This is a genomic window from Betaproteobacteria bacterium, assembly GCA_016713305.1.
Taxonomy (GTDB): Bacteria; Pseudomonadota; Gammaproteobacteria; order Burkholderiales.
The window spans coordinates 256233-273915 of record JADJPK010000005.1 but is presented as its reverse complement, the minus strand read 5'-3'; the positions used below and the strand labels follow the sequence as shown (position 1 = coordinate 273915).

Below are 17683 nucleotides of genomic sequence, written 5' to 3'. Positions count from 1 at the left end.
TGATGGTCGATCGGTACGGTCGGAACTGCGCCATTCTAGGACTTTTCCCTGTGATTGCAACACGGCCCGGCTTGCTGCAGGGAACCTGTCGCCCGCTGGCCCTGCTCATTTGCGGATCACCGTCGCACCCGGTGACGATGGCCAGAACGCCGGGGACTGCGCCTTCGTTGACGTTCGTTCGGCCATCTTCCGGGAACAATCCGTCCGCCCCGGCACCCGGTTCACCCGTAGAACCCGGGCGCGTCCACCGTCCCGGTCGCTTCTGCATGGAAAGGACGGGAAGAAGTCCGGGGTTCTTCTGCCCGAACCGGTCCGGCTACGAGGAACCCGACGACGATCGCGAGAACTGCTGCAAGTGATTTCATTCGATCATCTCCTCACTGTGCGTGCTTGACGAGATCGTGCAGCGTGTCCAGCAGCCACCGGTCGAGCCGGCTTACCGCCCGCCTGCGCTCCCTGTCCTCTTCGACAAGATCGGCGAGGCAGGCAAAGACGGCGCTCGCTCGAATCCGCTCCAGCGCCACCGTCTCCATTCCATGCTGCGCGATGCTGACTGCCCACGCGGCCGGCCGGCTGCGGGCCGCACGGCACAGGCTCAGCAAGGACTCGTCCCGCGCAAGGTCGTTGCCCATCAGCGCCGCGTACTCGAGAGCATCGCGGTGCACCTCGACCCACCACGGACAGTCCATCGCGGCCGAACGGCAAACCTCGTAGCCATGAGCGAAGAATGCATCGTCGAGCCGATTCTCGGCCGCCAGTATCTGGAATCGGGCACTGGAATGGTTCACCCGGGCCAGATGGAACCAGACGCTGTGCTCCCCGTGCACGCGCTTCGCCAGTGACATCATTTCCTCGCCCAGCGCGCACACGTTGTCCAGGTACCGTCCGTGGCTGCCCTCCCCGTGAGCATGGGGGCGCGCGAGACGGAAGCACCCGGTCATGGCGATCCACAGATACTGGAGCCTCACGCCGTCTTCCCTTCCGGAGTCACGACCGAGCGCCTCGGCCTCCCGGGTCCGATCGATCAGTTGCTGGCCCACTGGGAGAAACAGGATCCCTTCCTCCGGAGAGACGTCCTCGGCGAGATCTCGCAGCCGTTTGCGGGAGAAGATGTGGAGCTGGGATACGCTGCGAAGGCGCTCCCGAAGCTCCGGCGGCGTCGGCTTGTCGCCCTTCGCCAGTTTCAGGACATAGTCCGGATCGTAGGTGGGGAGCGAGAGCTGGGCGGCGGCCTGCGCCGAGGCGCGCTCCGCGATCGCGAGGTAGAGGGTATCCGGCATGTCTTTGCCTCCGGGGGGTGTGCGGTTTGAAGCGTAAGGGGGAGTATCGGTTCCGGACCCGGAAAACTTCGGGGTCTCAGTGTTCCCGTGTCGCGAACGGCAGGGAGGCGATGTCTTCGCTGGCGATGCGGATCGTGACCGCCCCGCCCTCAGGGAAACCGGCGCGGATGCGGGCGAACCCCAGGACGGGAAAACAGGCCTGCCCGCGGTACACCCTGCGTTCGGGCTCTCCCATGCTCGTCTTCCACATCCGGACCGCGCCATCCTTTCCTTCGTCGTTCTTGATGGAAAAACAGACGGTTCCCGCCGTCCACGCATAGCTGCCGACGGTGATGCGATCGTTTCCTTCCAGGCGCCACGCCGCAGGGGCGCCCATTGCCGACAAAGCCATCCCGGCCAGAACGAGCCCGACGCAACCGGTTCCCAAGAATCGATTCATGCTGCACCTCCTCGGTCGAACGTCAACGCGACGCATGCCGGAAGTGTCGACCCGCGGAGAGATTCCGGTCCGGCTCGATTGAGCCTGAAAAATTCCGTCCGGCCGGGCAGCGGATCGCTGCAGCGGCCGATCGGACCGCGATGAGGCCTGCCCTAGACGCCCTCGAAACCGCGGACGAGCTGGGCCCGGGCGTGGCCGCCCTGCAAGAGGAGCGAGAAGTCCGATCCGGCCAGCACCAGCTGCACCCCCATCTCGATGTGGCGCTGCAGGAGTTCGGGGGTGTACAGCCCTCCCATGCCGGGGAACTTTCCGTGCTTGCGGCACGCGGCAATCATCCTGCGGTAGGCCTCGATCACTCTCGGGTCGTCGAACTCCCCGGGGATGCCCATCTCGAAGCACAGATCGTTGGTCCCGATGAGAATCGCATCGATTCCGGGAACCGCGGCGATGGCCTCGCAGTTCTCGATGCCGCGGGGCGATTCCAGCATCACCACCACGAGTGTCTCCTCGTTGACGGTCCGCGCGAGATCGCCGACGGGCATGGGCGCGAAGCCCACCTGCTGCAAACCGCCGCCCATCGAGCGCCGGCCCACGGGGGGGAATCGGCAATGATCGGCGATACGCCTGGCTTCGTCGGCGGTCTCCACGTGGGGAACCACGATGCCCTGCGCGCCGTTGTCCAGCATCCGCGACGCATGATAGTGCTCGTATCCCGGCACGCGCACGAGGGGCGTGATGCCTACCGCGAGGGACGCGGCTGCGATCTGCGCAGCCGTGTCCGTGTCCATGGAGTTGTGCTCGCAATCGATGAAGAGCCAGTCGAATCCGCACGTCTTGGCCAGCTGGGCGATATCCACGGTCCTGGCTTGCCGCAGACCCAGGCCGATCGCCAGACGGCCGGCCTGCAATTGCCTCTTGGCATGGTTGACGACCACCGTCATGTCGATCCTCCCTTTCCGGGCGCGCGCGTCCGGTTCGTCAGGCGTTCACGGTTGAAGATACTCGCACGCCGCATGCCGCCCGCCCGGCGCCGCCCCGAAACGCCGTGATGTCGTTCGGCGACAGGGGCCGATCTGCAGAGCCGACGCCACAGGGCTTCGCGCACCGAAAGATCACGCGTACCGGTGGAAACCCCGCCCGGTCTTGCGCCCGAGATAGCCTGCCTCGACCATCTCCACCAGCAGAGGCGCGGGCCGGTACTTCGGATCCTTGAACCCTTCGAACAGGACCTGCATCACGGCGAGCTGCACGTCGAGGCCGATGAGATCGCACAAGGCCAGCGGCCCGATCGGGTGGTTGCACCCCATGCGCATCCCGTCGTCGATTTCCTGTGCAGTCGCCAATCCCTCCGACAAGGCGAAGATCGCCTCGTTGATCATGGGGCACAACAGCCGGTTGACCACGAATCCCGGCGAATTGCGCACCTGCACCGGCGCCTTGCCGATCGCCTTGGCCAGGGCTTCCACGGCGGAATACGTCGCGTCGTCCGTCTGCAGGCCGCGGATGATCTCGACCAGCTGCATGACCGGGACGGGATTGAAGAAGTGCATGCCGATCACTTGATTCGCACGCCTGGTGGCGGCGGCAAGCTTGGTGATGGAGATCGAGGAAGTGTTCGACGCGAGTATGGCGTCCTGCTTCATGATCGCGTCGAGCCTGGCGAAGATCTCGAGCTTGAGGCCGAGGTTCTCGGTGGCGGCCTCGATCACGAGATCGACGTTGCCCAGACCGGCGAGATCGGTCGTGGCGGTGATCTTGGTCATGGCGGCCGCTTTGGCATCGGCCGTCATCTTCTCTTTCTTGACCAGCCGATCCAGGCTGCCGTCGATGGTCTTCAGCGCGCGGTCGAGCGCGGGCTGGGCGACGTCGGTCATGGTCACGGAGTAGCCGGCCACGGCCAGCGTCTGCGCGATCCCGTTGCCCATGGTGCCGGCGCCGACGACGCCGATTGTGCCGATCTGCATTGATGTGTCTCTGCTGAGTAGGGTGGGGAAGGAATTCTAGCGGACCCCGCGTCCCCTCCGCAGCGCGCCTGCCCCGCCGATCACGCACCTCCTCATCGCGCCTCCCGGCCGGCGCCCGGAGTGCCGGCCCGTATCAGATCGAGGGAGCAAAGATGGCTCGCCCGAGATTCTCCTTTCTGCCTTCCAGCTGGGGAACCTGATCGAACGCGCCCTGCTTGAGCCTGGCCAACGTGAGGGCGTGCAGTTCCCGGTACGAAAGCTCGCCTTTGCGTTCCCGTATCGCCTCGGCAAGGCTGTACGTCAGCGCACCATTGAACGCGCCGCCGATATGTGCGTCCGCGGACGTCTGCGTGTCGCGGCAACCGGTGACGAGCACCTCGGGGATGTCCACCTGGACGATGTCGCTGCGGCGACGGGCAGCCTTGCTCGACGCACGCATGCCCGCGCGTACCGACCCTCGCAGCTTTCGGCCCGACTCCGTCGCGACGAGATCCCAGGGATTCGGCAGATAGCGGGGAATCGAAGGGGCATCGGGCGCCACCGGCGCTCGCGTGTTCGTACCGGAATGACAGCAGTCCATGACGACCGTGAGGCTGACCCCCGCCTTGAGCCGGTCGAAGGTGGTTCGCAGCCAGTCGTCCGTCAGAGGGTCCTTCCAGTCCAGATCGGTGGGACAGAGAATCTCGTCCCGGCGATCGGCCTCGTCGCCATCGGCATCCGGCACATTGGCGCCATGGCCGGAATAGTGAAGCAACAGCACGTCTCCCTTGCGGCCACTGCTCACGAGGGACCGGATGCCGGATTGCATCGCCTTCTTGGTGGCGCCGAAATCGGTCAGTACGGCGATGTCGGACTTGCGGAATCCGCAGAACTGCACGAGTACTCGCTGCATGTTCGTCACGTCGTTCACGCAGCCGCGAAGATCGGCCCCCGGAATCCGGTAACGATTGATGCCGATGAGAAGTGCGCGCTTGGCCATGTGGTCCTCCCTTGTCATCTCCGATCCCGATACCGGGACAGTATCACTCCCGCCGAAGAAGAAGCGATCCGCGTGGCGCCCCGTTTCCTGCCGCCTGCCTGGTTGGCGCCTCTCGTCGGCCACGAATGCCGGGAAGGAGAGAACGGTGCGTGCACCCTGGACGGGAGAGGCGGATCTCCTGGCCTGCGCTCCGACGCCGCACCTGGCGGCCTCGATACGGGCCGAAAAGGTCGGTCAGTTCTTCGCAGGGTCCGGGCGCCATCGCTGCGGAAGATCCTCGCTCGCGGCGGTAAGCGCCGGGACGCTCTGCCGGCCGCCACTTTCCGGATGCTCCGCGACACCTTGTCCGGCCCGGGTGCCGTTCCCGACGGCCATCGCTTTGCCGCGAGGCTCTTCGAAGCGCAATCTCGCACCTTCCGCCGGCTGCCCTGGACTCGAAGTATCGACGAGGCTCCGGTGCGAATCGTGCCGAAGGGGGAAAGGAATACGGATGCGATCACCCTCGCCCTCTCGCCGAGAGTCATGGATTCCGGTTGCCGTCCGCGTTTCACGCGGCGCGTTCGCGAAGGGCAGGACGTTCCATGAGAGTGCCGGCTCCGGGGCAGGCTCGGTCGATGGGGACTTCACCGGCCTGCCGGCTGCAGGGGGCCGTTCGAATGCTCCCAGAATGCCGGCGGCCACGACGGCCGCGAGCGTCCCGGCCGCGAACCTGAAGAACGTTCCCGCGTCCCGAGCTTCTCTGACATGCGGCTCCGTCCGCGAGGAAACATACGCGGAAACGCCGGCGATCTTCTCGATCCGGCGGCAAAGCTGCTCCACGTCGTAGTCCCAGCGCAGGTCGGACAGTTCCAGCGCACGGCGCCCGGCCAGAGCCCGGATGTCATCAGGAAGATCGTCAGCCCGCGGCGCGGCCGCGCCATCGACCAGGACAGGGATGATCCACAGGCCCAGCCGCAGAGCGGAAGCGATCTCCTGCCGGACGATCGCCTCCGGACCTTCAGCGTGTCCTGCATCTTCCGCTCCCTTGGATTCGAGCCAGCGAGGACAGATGACGGCGAGCACCACCGGGGCGAGACGCAGGGCATGCTCGATTGCGTCGATGCAATCCGCACCTGCCTCGATGGATTCGACGTCACGGAAGACCCCGAATTCCGGAAACCGCTGTTCGAGGTCGTCAGCCAGCCGGCCGCAATAGCCGGCGGAATCGGTACGGCGGTAACTCAGGTATATGCCGGCCATGGTCGTCCTCTGCCCGATCGGTCACGGACGGAGCGGGACCTGCGCGCTCACGCGGGCACCCCTCGCGGCATCGGACGTTCCGGCGCGGCCTCGACACTGCGGCGGTCCGATGGTCCGCGCGGGCAGCCAGCCTTGCATGTCCGGCAGCCCGCAACTTGCCGGAAGCATATGCGCGGCCCCCCGGTTCCTGCTGTAGTCCGAATCTCATAGATCCGAACGGGGGCTGCATCACGTGCTGGCAGGGTCTGCCGACCCTCCGGGGCCCGCGAGAGAACCCGGATCAGACCCTCTCGAGAACCGCAGCGATGCCTTGACCCACGCCGATGCACATGGTCGTCAACGCGTAGCGCTCACCGCGTTCCGCAAGCTCGTGAGCGGCCGTGGCGACAAGACGGGCTCCGCTCATTCCGAGCGGATGCCCCAGCGCGATCGCGCCACCGTTCGGATTGACTCGGGCGTCGTCGTCGGCGACACCCAGCGCCCGAAGGACGGCCAGGCCTTGTGCCGCAAAAGCTTCGTTCAGTTCGATGACGCCCATCCGGTCGACGGCAAGACCCGTTCGTGCCATGAGCTTCTGCGTGGCGGGAACCGGACCGATGCCCATGACTCTCGGGGCACAGCCCGCGGTCGCCACCCCGACCACACGGGCGATCGGAATCAGCGAATGCCGGCGGACAGCGGCCTCGCTCGCGATCAGCACGGCGCAGGCGCCATCGTTGACACCCGATGCGTTGCCGGCCGTCACCGTGCCTTCCGGCTTCACGATGGGCTTCAGCTTCGCGAGAGCGTCGAGAGACGTTTCGCGCGGATGCTCGTCGCGGTCGACCGTCTGCGTATCGCCCTTCCGTCCGGCCAGCGTCACGGGCACGATTTCCTTGGCCAATCGTCCGCTCTTCTGTGCTGCAAGCGCCTTGGTCTGCGAGCGCAGGGCGAAGGCATCCTGGTCGGTCCGGGCCACCCCGTACTCCGCCGCGACGTTCTCCGCGGTCTCGGGCATGGAGTCGGTCCCATAGAGCTGCTTCATGGCCGGATTCACGAAACGCCAGCCGATGGTCGTGTCGTACACGGCGTTGTTGCGGGAGAAGGCCGTGTCGGCCTTGGGCATGACGAACGGCGCACGCGACATGCTCTCGACACCGCCTGCGATGGCCAGGTCCATTTCTCCCGCCTTGATGGCTCTCGCGACGATCGCGACCGCGTCCATGCCGGAGCCGCACAGCCGGTTGATCGTGGAAGCAGGAATCTCCTGGGGCAGTCCGGCAAGGAGCAGTGCCATTCTGGCCACGTTGCGATTGTCTTCGCCGGCCTGATTGGCGCAGCCGAAGACCACATCGTCGACGGCGGACCAGTCGACGCCAGCGTGCCGTTCGACGAGCGCCTTGAGGGGCACGGCCGCGAGATCATCGGGCCGCACGGACGAAAGCGAGCCGGCATACCGGCCGATAGGGGTGCGCAGACCCGCGCAGATGAACGCTTCAGGCATGGTGTCGATGTCTCCGGTGACAGGTTGAGTCCGGCGAACGCGGGCGAAGCCGGGGAAGCGCGCGGTCGCGACGAACGGGAATCACGTTGGATCCGAGGCCCCGAGCAGCGGCACCTTGGTCAGATCGCGAAGAGTCGCCAGATCCATCCCCGTCACCATGTCGGCCACGACCAGCCCCCGGGGCGTGACATCGATGACGGCGAGATCGGTATAGATCCGGCTCACGCAGCGCACGCCCGTCAGAGGATAGGTGCACGTCTGCACGATCTTGCTTTCTCCCGCCTTGGTCAGGTGTTCCATCATCACGAACAGGCGCTTCGCGCCGATCGCGAGATCCATGGCTCCCCCACTGCCGGGATGGCGTCGGGAGCGCCGGTGTGCCAGTTGGCGAGGTCCCCGGTGACGGAAACCTGAAAGGCGCCGAGCACGCAGATGTCGACGTGGCCTCCGCGCATCATGGCGAACGAGTCGGCGTGGTGGAAGAAGCACCCGCCCGGCAAGAGCGTGACCGGCTGCTTGCCCGCATTGATGAGATCGGGGTCCTCCTCTCCCGGCGCCGGGGCGGGGCCCATGCCGAGCACCCCGTTCTCGCTGTGCAGGATGATTTCCCGGCCGGCGGGCAGATGATCTGCCACGAGTGTCGGCAGTCCGATGCCGAGATTCACGCAAGCCCCGTCGGGTATATCCCGCGCGAGCCGGGCCGCCATGTCCTCGCGGTTCATCCGCCTCATCGATCTTCTCCGTCACCGGTCCCGCGTACCGCCACCGCTGCACCGTGTGCGCCGCCGGTCCGCAGCACACGCTTGACGAAGATGCCGGGGGTCACCACGGCCTCGGGATCCAGGGTCCCGAGTTCCACGATCTCGTCCACCTGCGCGATCGTGCACGCAGCCGCGGTGGCCATCACCGGTCCGAAATTCCGGGCGGTCTTCCGGTAGACGAGATTGCCCCAACGGTCCGCCTGGCGTGCCTTGACGAACGCGAAGTCCGCATGGATCGGAAACTCGAGCACGAAATCGCGGCCGCCGATCCGGCGGGTTTCCTTGCCCCGCGCGAGTTCGGTTCCAAATCCGGTCGGAGTGTAGAAGGCGCCGATACCCGCACCGGCGGCGCGGATGCGCTCTGCCAGATTGCCCTGCGGAACCAGTTCCAGTTCGATCTCGCCAGAACGGTAGAGCGCATCGAAGACCTGTGAATCCGCCTGCCGCGGAAACGAACAGATGATCTTGCGAACGCGGCGTTGAGCCATCAATGCCGCGAGCCCCGTCTCGCCGTTGCCGGCATTGTTGCTGACGATCGTCAGATCGCGTGCGCCCTGCGCGATCAGCGCGTCGATCAGTTCCGCCGGCTGGCCGGCCGACCCGAAGCCGCCGATGAGAATCGTGGCTCCGTCGTGGATTCCGGCGACGGCAGAAACAGGATCGGAAACAGTCTTGTCGATCATCGTGAGAGTCAGGAACGCGTGAAGGCGCATCGCCTCGCGGCTGGGCCGGATCATTGTGCCCGAACGGGCTCCACGAATATCTCCACCCGCCGGTTGGCTCGCCGGCCTGCCTCGGTCTTGTTGTCCGACACGGGCTCGGTTTCACCCTTGCCCACGGCGGCAAGCCGCGCGGGATTGACGTTGCGGGACTCGAGGTACTTCTGGACGGCAGCGGCGCGACGCAGTGAAAGCCCCTGATTGTTCTCCTTCGAGCCTTCGGCATCGGTGTGGCCGACAATGGTCAGCGATGTCTTGCCGTACCGGATGATGACATCGGACAGCTTGTCCATGGTGCTGCGGAAACCTGGTTTGATCTCGGCCTCGCCCACATCGAAGGCGGTCTGGGCCGTCATCGTGATCTTGACGACATCGTTCGCGAGCTCCTGCACGGTCACCGCACCCGAGTCTCGCTCCGTGCGCAGATTCTTCTCGAGATCCTGCTTCTGCCGGTCCATGTAGTTGCCGACGGCCGCTCCCGCAAGACCGCCGCCCACGGCACCGATCAAGGCGCCCTTGCCCTTCTTGTCGGCCACGGCTGCACCCACCACGGCCCCTCCGACAGCACCGATCACGGCGCCCTTCTCGGTATTGGTCATCGATCGCTTGCCGTCGGTGCTGCCTTGGGACGCGCAGCCGGAGGCCACCAGTACGCACGAACACAACAATGCCGTCAGGGAGGGTCCTTTCATGATGCTTCTCTCCTTGCATGCGCTCGCGCATTCCGCGCGCGAGTCGGCGAAACTCCGCTTCACACCGCTCGATTCTCGCGCCATGGCGCCACGCGCAGGAGCAGGGCCATGCCCGGAAGCGCGAGTCCCACGCACAGCCAGAAAAAGCCGGACCACCCGAGACGCTCCACCAGCCAGCCCGTGATGGCATTGATGAAGGTTCGGGGCATGGCCGCCAGGCTCGTGAAGAGCGCGAATTGTGTCGCCGTGTACGCGGGATGCGTGGCTCGCGCGATGTAGGCCACGAAGGCGGCGGTGCCGAGCCCCACGCCGAGAGCCTCGCCGCTGATCACGATGGCGAGTGCGGTTCGCTCGAAAGCGCCCACCGCGGAAAACGGACCGAGATTGGCCAGCCAGACGAATCCCAGAATGCTCACGACCTGCACCACGCCGAACAGCCACAGGCCACGATTCACGCCGAGTTTCACCAGCCACAGCCCGCCGAGCAGACCTCCGGCCACGCTGGGCCACAATCCCGCGTTCTTGGCGATCAACCCGATGTCGGACTTGCTGAACCCCATGTCCAGATAGAACGGTGTCGCCAGCGCCGTGCACATGCTGTCGCCCAGCTTGTAGAAGAAGATGAAGGCGAGCACGAGGATGGCACCATCGGCGCCGCTGCGGGTCCAGAACTCGTGGAACGGTTCCACGACCGCTTCGCGCAGTGACTTCGGCACCGCTGCCACCGCCGGCTCGCGCACGGACAGGGCCATGACCATGCCGGGCAGCATGAAGCAGGCAGTGATGGCGAACACGGTCGACCACGGGAGGTGGTCGGCAAGGATCAGCGAAAGCGATCCGGGTACGAGACCTGCAACGCGATAGGCATTGACGTGCACCGCATTGCCAAGGCCCAGTTCCGAGTCCGCAAGCAGTTCGCGCCGGTAGGCGTCGAGTGCGATGTCCTGGGTCGCGCTCAACAGGGCGACGGCTGTGGCCACGTAGACGATTCCAGCGAGGTCTTCGCCCGGGGAGAGCCGCCCCAGCCAGGCGACGAGGCCGAAGAGGCAGATCTGGGTCGCGAGCATCCAGCCTCGCCTTCGGCCCAGCCGCGGGATGGCGTAGCGGTCCAGGAACGGCGCCCAGAGAAATTTCCACGTGTGGGGAACTGGATGAGGGCCATCGCGCCGATCGCCTTGCGACTGATGCCTTCGGTGCGCAACCACGCGGGCACCAGGTTCAGCAGCAAGTACAGCGGCAGGCCCGAGCTGAATCCGGTGAAGACGCAGATGAGCATCCGGCGCGTGAACAGCGCCGACCACACGGACGGCCGCTCCGTCATGCGGGCCGTGCGCCTGTCAAGGGTCGACCGGTGCAGCGCCGGCCACGTGGTCCAGGCGATAGACCGCCAGTGCGCCCAGTAGGTTGGGAAACGACGTGACGGCCGCACCCTCCGTCAGCACCACCTTGTCCAGGATCCTGATGGCGTGGCCCCTGCAGAACGTCTCGAAGTCGGCGAGAGTGAAGAGGTGAATGTTGGGCGTGTCGTACCACTGATAGGGCAGCTCGTGCGACACCGGCATGTTCCCCGCGAGCAGTTGCAGACGGACACGCCAGTAGCCGAAATTGGGAAAGCTCACGATGCCTTCCCTGCCGACACGCAGGATCTCCTTCAGCAGCCGCTCGGTATGCTTCATCGCCTGCAACGTCTGGGACAGGATGACGTAGTCGAACGATCCCGATTCGAATCCCGACAATCCCGCTTCGAGGTCGCTCTGCAATACGTTCACGCCGTTCGCGATGCAGGCGGCCACGTTGTCGTCCGAGATGTCCACTCCGTAACCGGACACGCCTCGCGTTTCCTTGAGAAAGCGAAGCAGCGAACCGTCGCCGCAGCCCAGGTCGAGTACCCGTGCGCCTTGCGGCACCCATTGGGCGATGGCATCGAAATCGGGCCGGCGCGGCCGCGCCGGGGCGGCGCGATGGAGGGTGTTCGCAGTACTCACGGCGCGATGTTCTCCATGTAGGCGGCGATCACACGGTGGTAGCGGGGATCGTCCATGAGAAACGCATCGTGGCCATGGGGCGCGTCGATCTCCGCGTAGCTCACGTCCAGGCGGTTGTCGAGCAGCGCCTTCACGATCTCGCGCGATCGCGCCGGCGAGAAGCGCCAGTCCGAGGTGAACGAGATCACGAGGAATCTCGACCGCGCCACCGCGAGAGCTGCCGCGAGGCTTCCGCCATGAGGAAGCGCCGGATCGAAATAGTCGAGCGCCTTGGTGATGCGCAGATAGGTGTTCGCATCGAAGTAGGTGGCGAACTTGTTGCCCTGGTGGCGCAGGTAGGATTCGATCTGGAACTCCACGTCGAAGCCGAACTTGTACTTGCCCTCCCTGAGCTCACGGCCGAACTTCTCCGCCATGGCATCGTCGGACAGGTACGTGATGTGACCCAGCATGCGTGCGAGACGCAGTCCGCGCCGCGGGACGACGCCGTGCTCGTAGAAATTGCCGCCGTGGAAGTCGGGATCGGTGGTGATCGCCTGTCTCGCGACCTCGTTGAAGGCGATGTTCTGGGCGGAAAGACGGGGAGCGGCCGCGATCACCAGACAGTTTCGCGCACGCTGCGGAAAACTGATGCTCCACTGGAGCGCCTGCATGGCGCCGAGACTGCCACCGATGACCGCCGCGAAAGTCTGGATGCCCAGGCGATCGGCCAGACGTGCCTGCGCATCGACCCAGTCCTCGACGGTCACCACGGGAAAATCGGCACCCCACGGTCTGCCCGTGGCCGGATTGACGCTGCCAGGACCCGTGGAACCGTGGCATCCGCCGAGGTTGTTGACGCCGATGACGAAGAAGCGATCCGTGTCCACCGGGCGTCCGGGTCCGATCAGGTTGTCCCACCAGCCGACATCCCGGGGGTCGTTCTCGTACCATCCCGCCACATGATGCGAAGCGTTCAGCGCGTGGCACACCAGGACGGCATTGGTGCGCTGCGCGTTGAGCGTGCCGTAGGTCTCGTAGCGCAGACTGTAGCGGGGCATCACGGCGCCCGACTTCAGCGGCAGCGGCTCGTCGAAGTCCATGTCGAGCGGACGCACCACGCCGACCGATCCCTGGGTCTTGCTTCCGGACGTCATTCTTCCGGCTCCGTGCTGGCGCCGCGAATCGCCTGGATCCGGCGCAGCACCTGCTGCACGGCGTCGTTCTGCATTTCCTTGAACAACATCTGGGCTTCGCCTTCCTTCGCGAGAATCTGGGTGTCGTCGTACGTCATGTCGCGCAAGACGAGGACTTCGGCCGGTGCCAGCCAGACTTTGCCCGCAGGGTCCGTCACCCTGAAGGTCAGGCGGTAGCGGAGCTGCATCTCCCGCACACGGCCTGCTCCGGACACCGCGAGAATCGTGCGGTCCTGCGCTTCCGACATCAGGTAGACGATGGCCGCCGCATCCTTGGTGGTCGCCGACAGCCTCGTACCGCCGCTCGCGGCAATGCTCCGCTTCAACTGCCCGGTGAAGGGCGAGTAGGGCATGCCCTCCACGAACAGGGTGTCGAACGGCAGATCGATGGTGCCGCGCAACTGGAACCCGCAGGCAGCCAGGACGGCGGCGGCCGGCAATGCGATGAGCGTTCGGCGGCGGAATGGCATGGCGGTCGGCGGCTCTCGCTCCCGGAGCTCAGACCACCACGTTGACCAGCCGGCCCGGCACGACGATCACTTTCCTGGGAGTCTGCCCTTCGGTGAACTTGCGCACTTGGGGGCTGTCCAGGGCCAGCCGTTCTATGGCGGCGCGATCGGCGTCCTTGGCCACACGCATGCTTCCCCGCAGCTTGCCGTTCACCTGCAGCACCAGCTCGACCTCATCCTGAGCGAGCGCTGCCTCCAGAGGCTCGGGCCAGCCGGCACTCAGCAGATCCTCGCCGAATCCGAGTTCCTTCCAGAGGTACTGGCACACGTGAGGTGTCACGGGCGACTGCAGGCGGAGCAGGATGGACAACCCCTCCTCGGCGACCTGCGCGTGGGATGCCGTGTCGTCCGCGGGAGCCCGCTCGAGCGCATTCAGGATCTTCATGCACGCCGAGGCGACGGTGTTGAACTGGTTGCGCTGCATGTCGAACGTCGCCTGCTTGAGGTTCGCGTGCACTTCCCGCCGAGCCTCCGCCAGCCCGGGGGCCGGCTTGAGCTCTGCGAGCGTGCGAGGTTCGGGCAGCGCCGCACGAATGGACTCCGCATAGCGGTGAGCGAAGGCCCACAGACGCTTCAGGAACCGGTAAGAGCCGTCGACGCCCGAATCGGACCACTCGAGCGTCTGTTCCGGCGGGCTGGTGAACATCATGAAGAAGCGTGCCGTGTCGGCGCCGTATTTCTCGATGAGCGCCTGCGGATCGACCCCGTTGTTCTTGGACTTCGACATGGTGCCGATACCGCCCGATTCCACGGGCTCGCCGTCCGACTTCAGCACTGTGCCGAGACGCACCCCCTTGTCGTCCGTGCGCACCTCGACATCTGCCGGATTGAAATACTGGATCCGGCCGGTCCCGCCCTTGCGGAAGAAGATCTCGTTCAGCACCATGCCCTGCGTCAGCAGATTGGTGAAAGGCTCGTCCATGGCGAGCAGGCCGAGGTCGCGCATCACCTTCGTCCAGAAGCGCGAGTAGAGCAGGTGCAGGATCGCGTGCTCGATGCCGCCGATGTACTGGTCGACGGGCAGCCAGTAGTTGACCCGTTGGTCCACCATGGCCGCCGGGTTGTCCGGACAGGCGTAGCGCAGGTAGTACCAGGACGAATCCACGAACGTATCCATGGTGTCCGTCTCGCGCCGTGCCGCCTTCCCGCACTTCGGGCAATTCACTTTGAGGAACGACTCGCGCTTGTTCAGGGGGTTGCCCGAACCGTCCGGCACGCAGTCCTCGGGCAGCACGACAGGCAGCTGATCGTCGGGCACCGGCACGGTGCCGCACGCATCGCAATGAATGAGGGGGATCGGTGTCCCCCAATACCGCTGGCGCGAGATGCCCCAGTCACGCAGGCGCCATGTCGTCTGTTTCTCTCCCAGATCCAGCCCGTTCAGATCGGCGGCAATGGCATCGACGGCCTCGCGATAGGGAAGGCCGTCGTACTTGCCGGAGTTCACGCAACGCGCGCCGTCCTTTTCCGCGTACCACTCCTGCCAGGCGTCGGTGGAGAAAGCGGCATCACCCACCGCGACGACCTGCTTTATCGGCAGACCGTATTTCTTCGCGAAGTGGAAATCCCGCTCGTCGTGCCCGGGCACTGCCATCACCGCGCCTTCGCCGTACCCCATGAGGACGTAGTTGCCCACCCAGACTTCGACCGTTTCGCCGGTGAGCGGATGCGTCACCGAGATGCCCGTGGGCATGCCCTTCTTTTCCATGGTCGCAAGATCGGCTTCCATCACGGAGCCCTGCTTGCATTCCTCGATGAACGCGGCGAGCGCGGGATTGTCCCGGGCAGCCCGCGCAGCGAGCGGATGCTCGGCGGCGACAGCGCAGAACGTCACACCCATGATCGTGTCCGCCCGCGTCGTGAAGACCCACAACTTTCCGCGCTCTCCGTCCAGCTCGTACGGGAACGCGAATCGCACGCCCTGGCTCTTGCCGATCCAGTTGGCCTGCATGAGACGCACGCGCTCCGGCCAGCCGGACATGCCGTCGAGCGCGGTCAGGAGTTCGTCCGCAAACGCCGTGATCCGCATGTAGTACATGGGGATCTCGCGCTTCTCCACGACAGCGCCCGTGCGCCAGCCACGCCCGTCGATCACCTGCTCGTTGGCCAGCACCGTCTGGTCGACCGGGTCCCCGTTCACCACGCCCGTCTTCTGGTACACGATGCCCTTTTCCAGCATCCGCAGGAAGAGCCACTGGTTCCAGCGGTAGTAGTCGGGCTTGCAGGTCGCCAGCTCGCGCTCCCAGTCGATGGCGAAACCCAGCGACTGAAGCTGCTTCTTCATGTACGCGATGTTGTCGTACGTCCAGCGGGCCGGAGGCACGCCGTTGGCCATGGCGGCGTTCTCCGCGGGCAGACCGAAGGCATCCCATCCCATCGGCTGCAGCACGTTGTAGCCGCGCATGCGGTGATAACGGGTCAGCACATCGCCGATCGTGTAGTTGCGCACGTGTCCCATGTGCAGCTTTCCCGAAGGGTAGGGAAACATGGAGAGGCAGTAGTACTTGGGCTTGCCGGGGATCTCGACGGCGCGGAAAGCGTGGGTCGCGTTCCATGCCTGCTGTACTGCACGTTCGACTTCGGTGGGACGGAATTGGGGATCCATTCTGGCGGCCGGTTGCGGTGTTGTCTCACCGTGAAAAGCAGGGGATTATAGAGAAGGAACACCCTTCCTGACCCGCTGCTGACCGGCTTTCCGTCGCGCCGCCCGGGCCCCTGTCCATCCGCCGCGCCTTCCGGCACGTACAAGGAGCCGGGGATCACCGTGCATCCCGAGGACCGTTCATGAGATATCCGCTCGTCTTCATTGCTGCATTCCTTCCCGCGCTCGCCGCCCTGGCCGCCGACGTCCACGATGCGACGGTCGAACGGGTCGTCTCGCCTGCATGGGTCATACGGGACGGCGCGAAGCTTCCCGTCGCTCCCGGTACGCGGCTTCGGACCGGCGAAGTCCTGCAGACAGGGGAAGGAAGCCGCGCCGAGCTTCGTCTTCCCGACGACAGCGTGGTGAAGCTGGGCAGCCAGTCCCGGTTCTTCGTCGCCCAGTCGGAGTGGAAGACTTCGGGCACGCCACTCCTCACTGCGACGATGCGCGTGCTGACGGGCGCGTTCCGCTTCACCACCTCGGCGCTGGCCAGGAAGACGACAACGCGAGACATCACCATCCGGCTGCCGACCGTGACGGCGGGCATCCGGGGCACCGATCTATGGGGCAAGGCTTCCGCCGACCGCGAGTTCATCGTCCTGATCGAGGGAGCCATCGACGTCCGTGGAGACGGATCCGCGCCGGTGCGGATGGACGTGCCACTCACCGCGTTCGATGGGCCCCGCAAGGACGGTGCGGCAGGCATCAGCAGGATCACTCCGGCTGAACTGGAGACATACGCGAGAGAAACGGAGATCGGCGGCGGTTCGGGGGCGCAGACTCGTCGCGGCCCATGGAAAGTCACCGTCGCATCGACGGAGGATTCCGGCGCGGCCCTCCAGTCGTGGGACAGGCTGAGGGATGCCGGCTTCGCAGCGGTCATCGAACCTTCGGGATCGCGGCAGACCCCCGTCTACAGGGTGAGGATCGCCGGGCTCGCCACCGAGGCGGATGCCAGGTCCGTGGCGGCGCACGTCGAAGCCACGCTCGGCGTGACCGGCGCCCGCGTTTCAAAGTAGGCGCGCGGCCGCGCGGAGAACGTCACCAGTCGTAGTCGATGGTGAGCGGCGCGTGGTCGGAGAACCGTTCGGCCTTGTAGATCGCCACCGCTCGTGCACGGCTGGCGAACGCCGGCGTCGCGAGCTGGTAGTCCAGCCGCCAGCCCACGTTCTTGGCCCACGCCTGTCCCCGGTTGGACCACCAGGTGTATTGCTCCGGACGGTCGTCCAGCCGGCGAAACACATCGACAAAGCCCAGCACGTCGATGACCCCCGAGAGCCACGCGCGTTCCTCGGGGAGAAATCCGGGATTTCGCTGGTTCGACCGCCAGTTCCTGAGATCGATTTCCTTGTGGGCGATGTTCCAGTCGCCGCAGATCACCACGTGGCGCCCGCTGCGGGCCAGTTCGTCCAGCCGGCCGATGAAACGTTCCATGAACGAGAACTTCGCGGCCAGCCGCTCTTCCGAGCTGGAACCCGAGGGGAGGTAGAGAGAGACGACCGACAGCTCGCCGAAATCGACCTGCAGGAAGCGGCCTTCGGCGTCGATGTCCTCGATCCCCAGACCGGTCACGATCCGGTCCGGCTGCCGGCGGCAGTACACCGCGACGCCGCTGTAGCCCCGCCGTTGCGCCGGATGAAACACGCCGGTCATCCCGGCGGGAAAGCGCATCGACTCGTCCATGTCTGTTTCGTGCGCCTTCAGTTCCTGCACGCAGACGACATCGGCCCCGTGCCCCTCCAGCCAGCGGAGAAAACCCTTTTTCGTCGCCGAACGGATACCGTTAAGATTGAGCGTCACTATTCGCAGCATGA

15 protein-coding genes and 2 pseudogenes are annotated in these 17683 nt (G+C 65.6%); 1 reads left to right on the top strand and 16 read right to left on the bottom strand.

Going from position 1 to position 17683, the window contains the following annotated elements:
* Window positions 1–377 precede the first annotated feature (377 nt).
* From IPK20_06205 to IPK20_06135, 15 genes and pseudogenes are all read right to left on the bottom strand, one after another.
* Window positions 378–1280, bottom strand: coding sequence for a hypothetical protein (locus IPK20_06205; GenBank protein ID MBK8016344.1), 903 nt, complete (start codon window positions 1278–1280; stop codon window positions 378–380).
* A 76-nt stretch (window positions 1281–1356) separates the two neighbouring features.
* Entirely contained in the window at window positions 1357–1719 is a 363-nt protein-coding gene (locus tag IPK20_06200) for a hypothetical protein (protein MBK8016343.1), read from the bottom strand.
* Window positions 1720–1871: 152 nt separating this feature from the next.
* Window positions 1872–2660, bottom strand: coding sequence for an aldolase (locus tag IPK20_06195; GenBank protein MBK8016342.1), 789 nt, complete (start codon window positions 2658–2660; stop codon window positions 1872–1874).
* Between the two features lie 171 nt (window positions 2661–2831).
* Window positions 2832–3683 (bottom strand): 3-hydroxybutyryl-CoA dehydrogenase, encoded by an 852-nt coding sequence (locus IPK20_06190; protein ID MBK8016341.1) that lies wholly within the window; start codon window positions 3681–3683, stop codon window positions 2832–2834.
* Window positions 3684–3816: 133 nt separating this feature from the next.
* A complete protein-coding gene (locus tag IPK20_06185) occupies window positions 3817–4662 on the bottom strand; it encodes a caspase family protein (GenBank protein ID MBK8016340.1) in 846 nt (281 codons plus the stop codon).
* Between the two features lie 234 nt (window positions 4663–4896).
* Window positions 4897–5901 (bottom strand): toll/interleukin-1 receptor domain-containing protein, encoded by a 1005-nt coding sequence (locus IPK20_06180; GenBank protein MBK8016339.1) that lies wholly within the window; start codon window positions 5899–5901, stop codon window positions 4897–4899.
* Window positions 5902–6181: 280 nt separating this feature from the next.
* A complete protein-coding gene (pcaF, locus tag IPK20_06175; GenBank protein MBK8016338.1) occupies window positions 6182–7384 on the bottom strand; it encodes a 3-oxoadipyl-CoA thiolase in 1203 nt (400 codons plus the stop codon).
* A gap of 81 nt (window positions 7385–7465) precedes the next feature.
* Window positions 7466–8115, bottom strand: a pseudogene (locus IPK20_06170) (CoA transferase subunit B).
* On the bottom strand, window positions 8112–8828 hold the full coding sequence (locus IPK20_06165) for a 3-oxoacid CoA-transferase subunit A (protein MBK8016337.1): 717 nt from the start codon (window positions 8826–8828) through the stop codon (window positions 8112–8114). The pseudogene IPK20_06170 and the gene IPK20_06165 overlap by 4 nt, the downstream one beginning before the upstream one ends.
* A 50-nt stretch (window positions 8829–8878) precedes the next feature.
* Window positions 8879–9556, bottom strand: a complete 678-nt coding sequence (locus IPK20_06160) for an OmpA family protein (protein MBK8016336.1) — start codon at window positions 9554–9556, stop codon at window positions 8879–8881.
* A 59-nt stretch (window positions 9557–9615) separates the two neighbouring features.
* A pseudogene (locus IPK20_06155) lies at window positions 9616–10832 on the bottom strand (AmpG family muropeptide MFS transporter).
* 61 nt (window positions 10833–10893) lie between these two features.
* Window positions 10894–11541, bottom strand: coding sequence for a methionine biosynthesis protein MetW (gene metW / locus IPK20_06150; GenBank protein MBK8016335.1), 648 nt, complete (start codon window positions 11539–11541; stop codon window positions 10894–10896).
* Window positions 11538–12677, bottom strand: coding sequence for a homoserine O-acetyltransferase (locus IPK20_06145; GenBank protein MBK8016334.1), 1140 nt, complete (start codon window positions 12675–12677; stop codon window positions 11538–11540). The genes metW and IPK20_06145 overlap by 4 nt, the downstream gene beginning before the upstream one ends.
* The gene (locus IPK20_06140) at window positions 12674–13186 is read right to left on the bottom strand and encodes a hypothetical protein (protein ID MBK8016333.1); all 513 of its coding nucleotides are present in this window, start codon (window positions 13184–13186) and stop codon (window positions 12674–12676) included. Before IPK20_06140 ends, IPK20_06145 begins: the two co-directional genes overlap by 4 nt.
* Before the next feature lie 28 nt (window positions 13187–13214).
* On the bottom strand, window positions 13215–15830 hold the full coding sequence (locus tag IPK20_06135) for a leucine--tRNA ligase (protein ID MBK8016332.1): 2616 nt from the start codon (window positions 15828–15830) through the stop codon (window positions 13215–13217).
* 179 nt (window positions 15831–16009) lie between these two features.
* On the opposite strand from IPK20_06135, the gene IPK20_06130 reads away from it, so the two are divergent.
* On the top strand, window positions 16010–16888 hold the full coding sequence (locus IPK20_06130) for a FecR domain-containing protein (GenBank protein ID MBK8016331.1): 879 nt from the start codon (window positions 16010–16012) through the stop codon (window positions 16886–16888).
* Between the two features lie 22 nt (window positions 16889–16910).
* Here IPK20_06130 and xth read toward each other — a convergent pair whose 3' ends face one another.
* Complete coding sequence (gene xth, locus IPK20_06125; GenBank protein MBK8016330.1) at window positions 16911–17681, bottom strand: exodeoxyribonuclease III; 771 nt, start codon at window positions 17679–17681, stop codon at window positions 16911–16913.
* Between the last annotated feature and the right edge of the window lie 2 nt (window positions 17682–17683).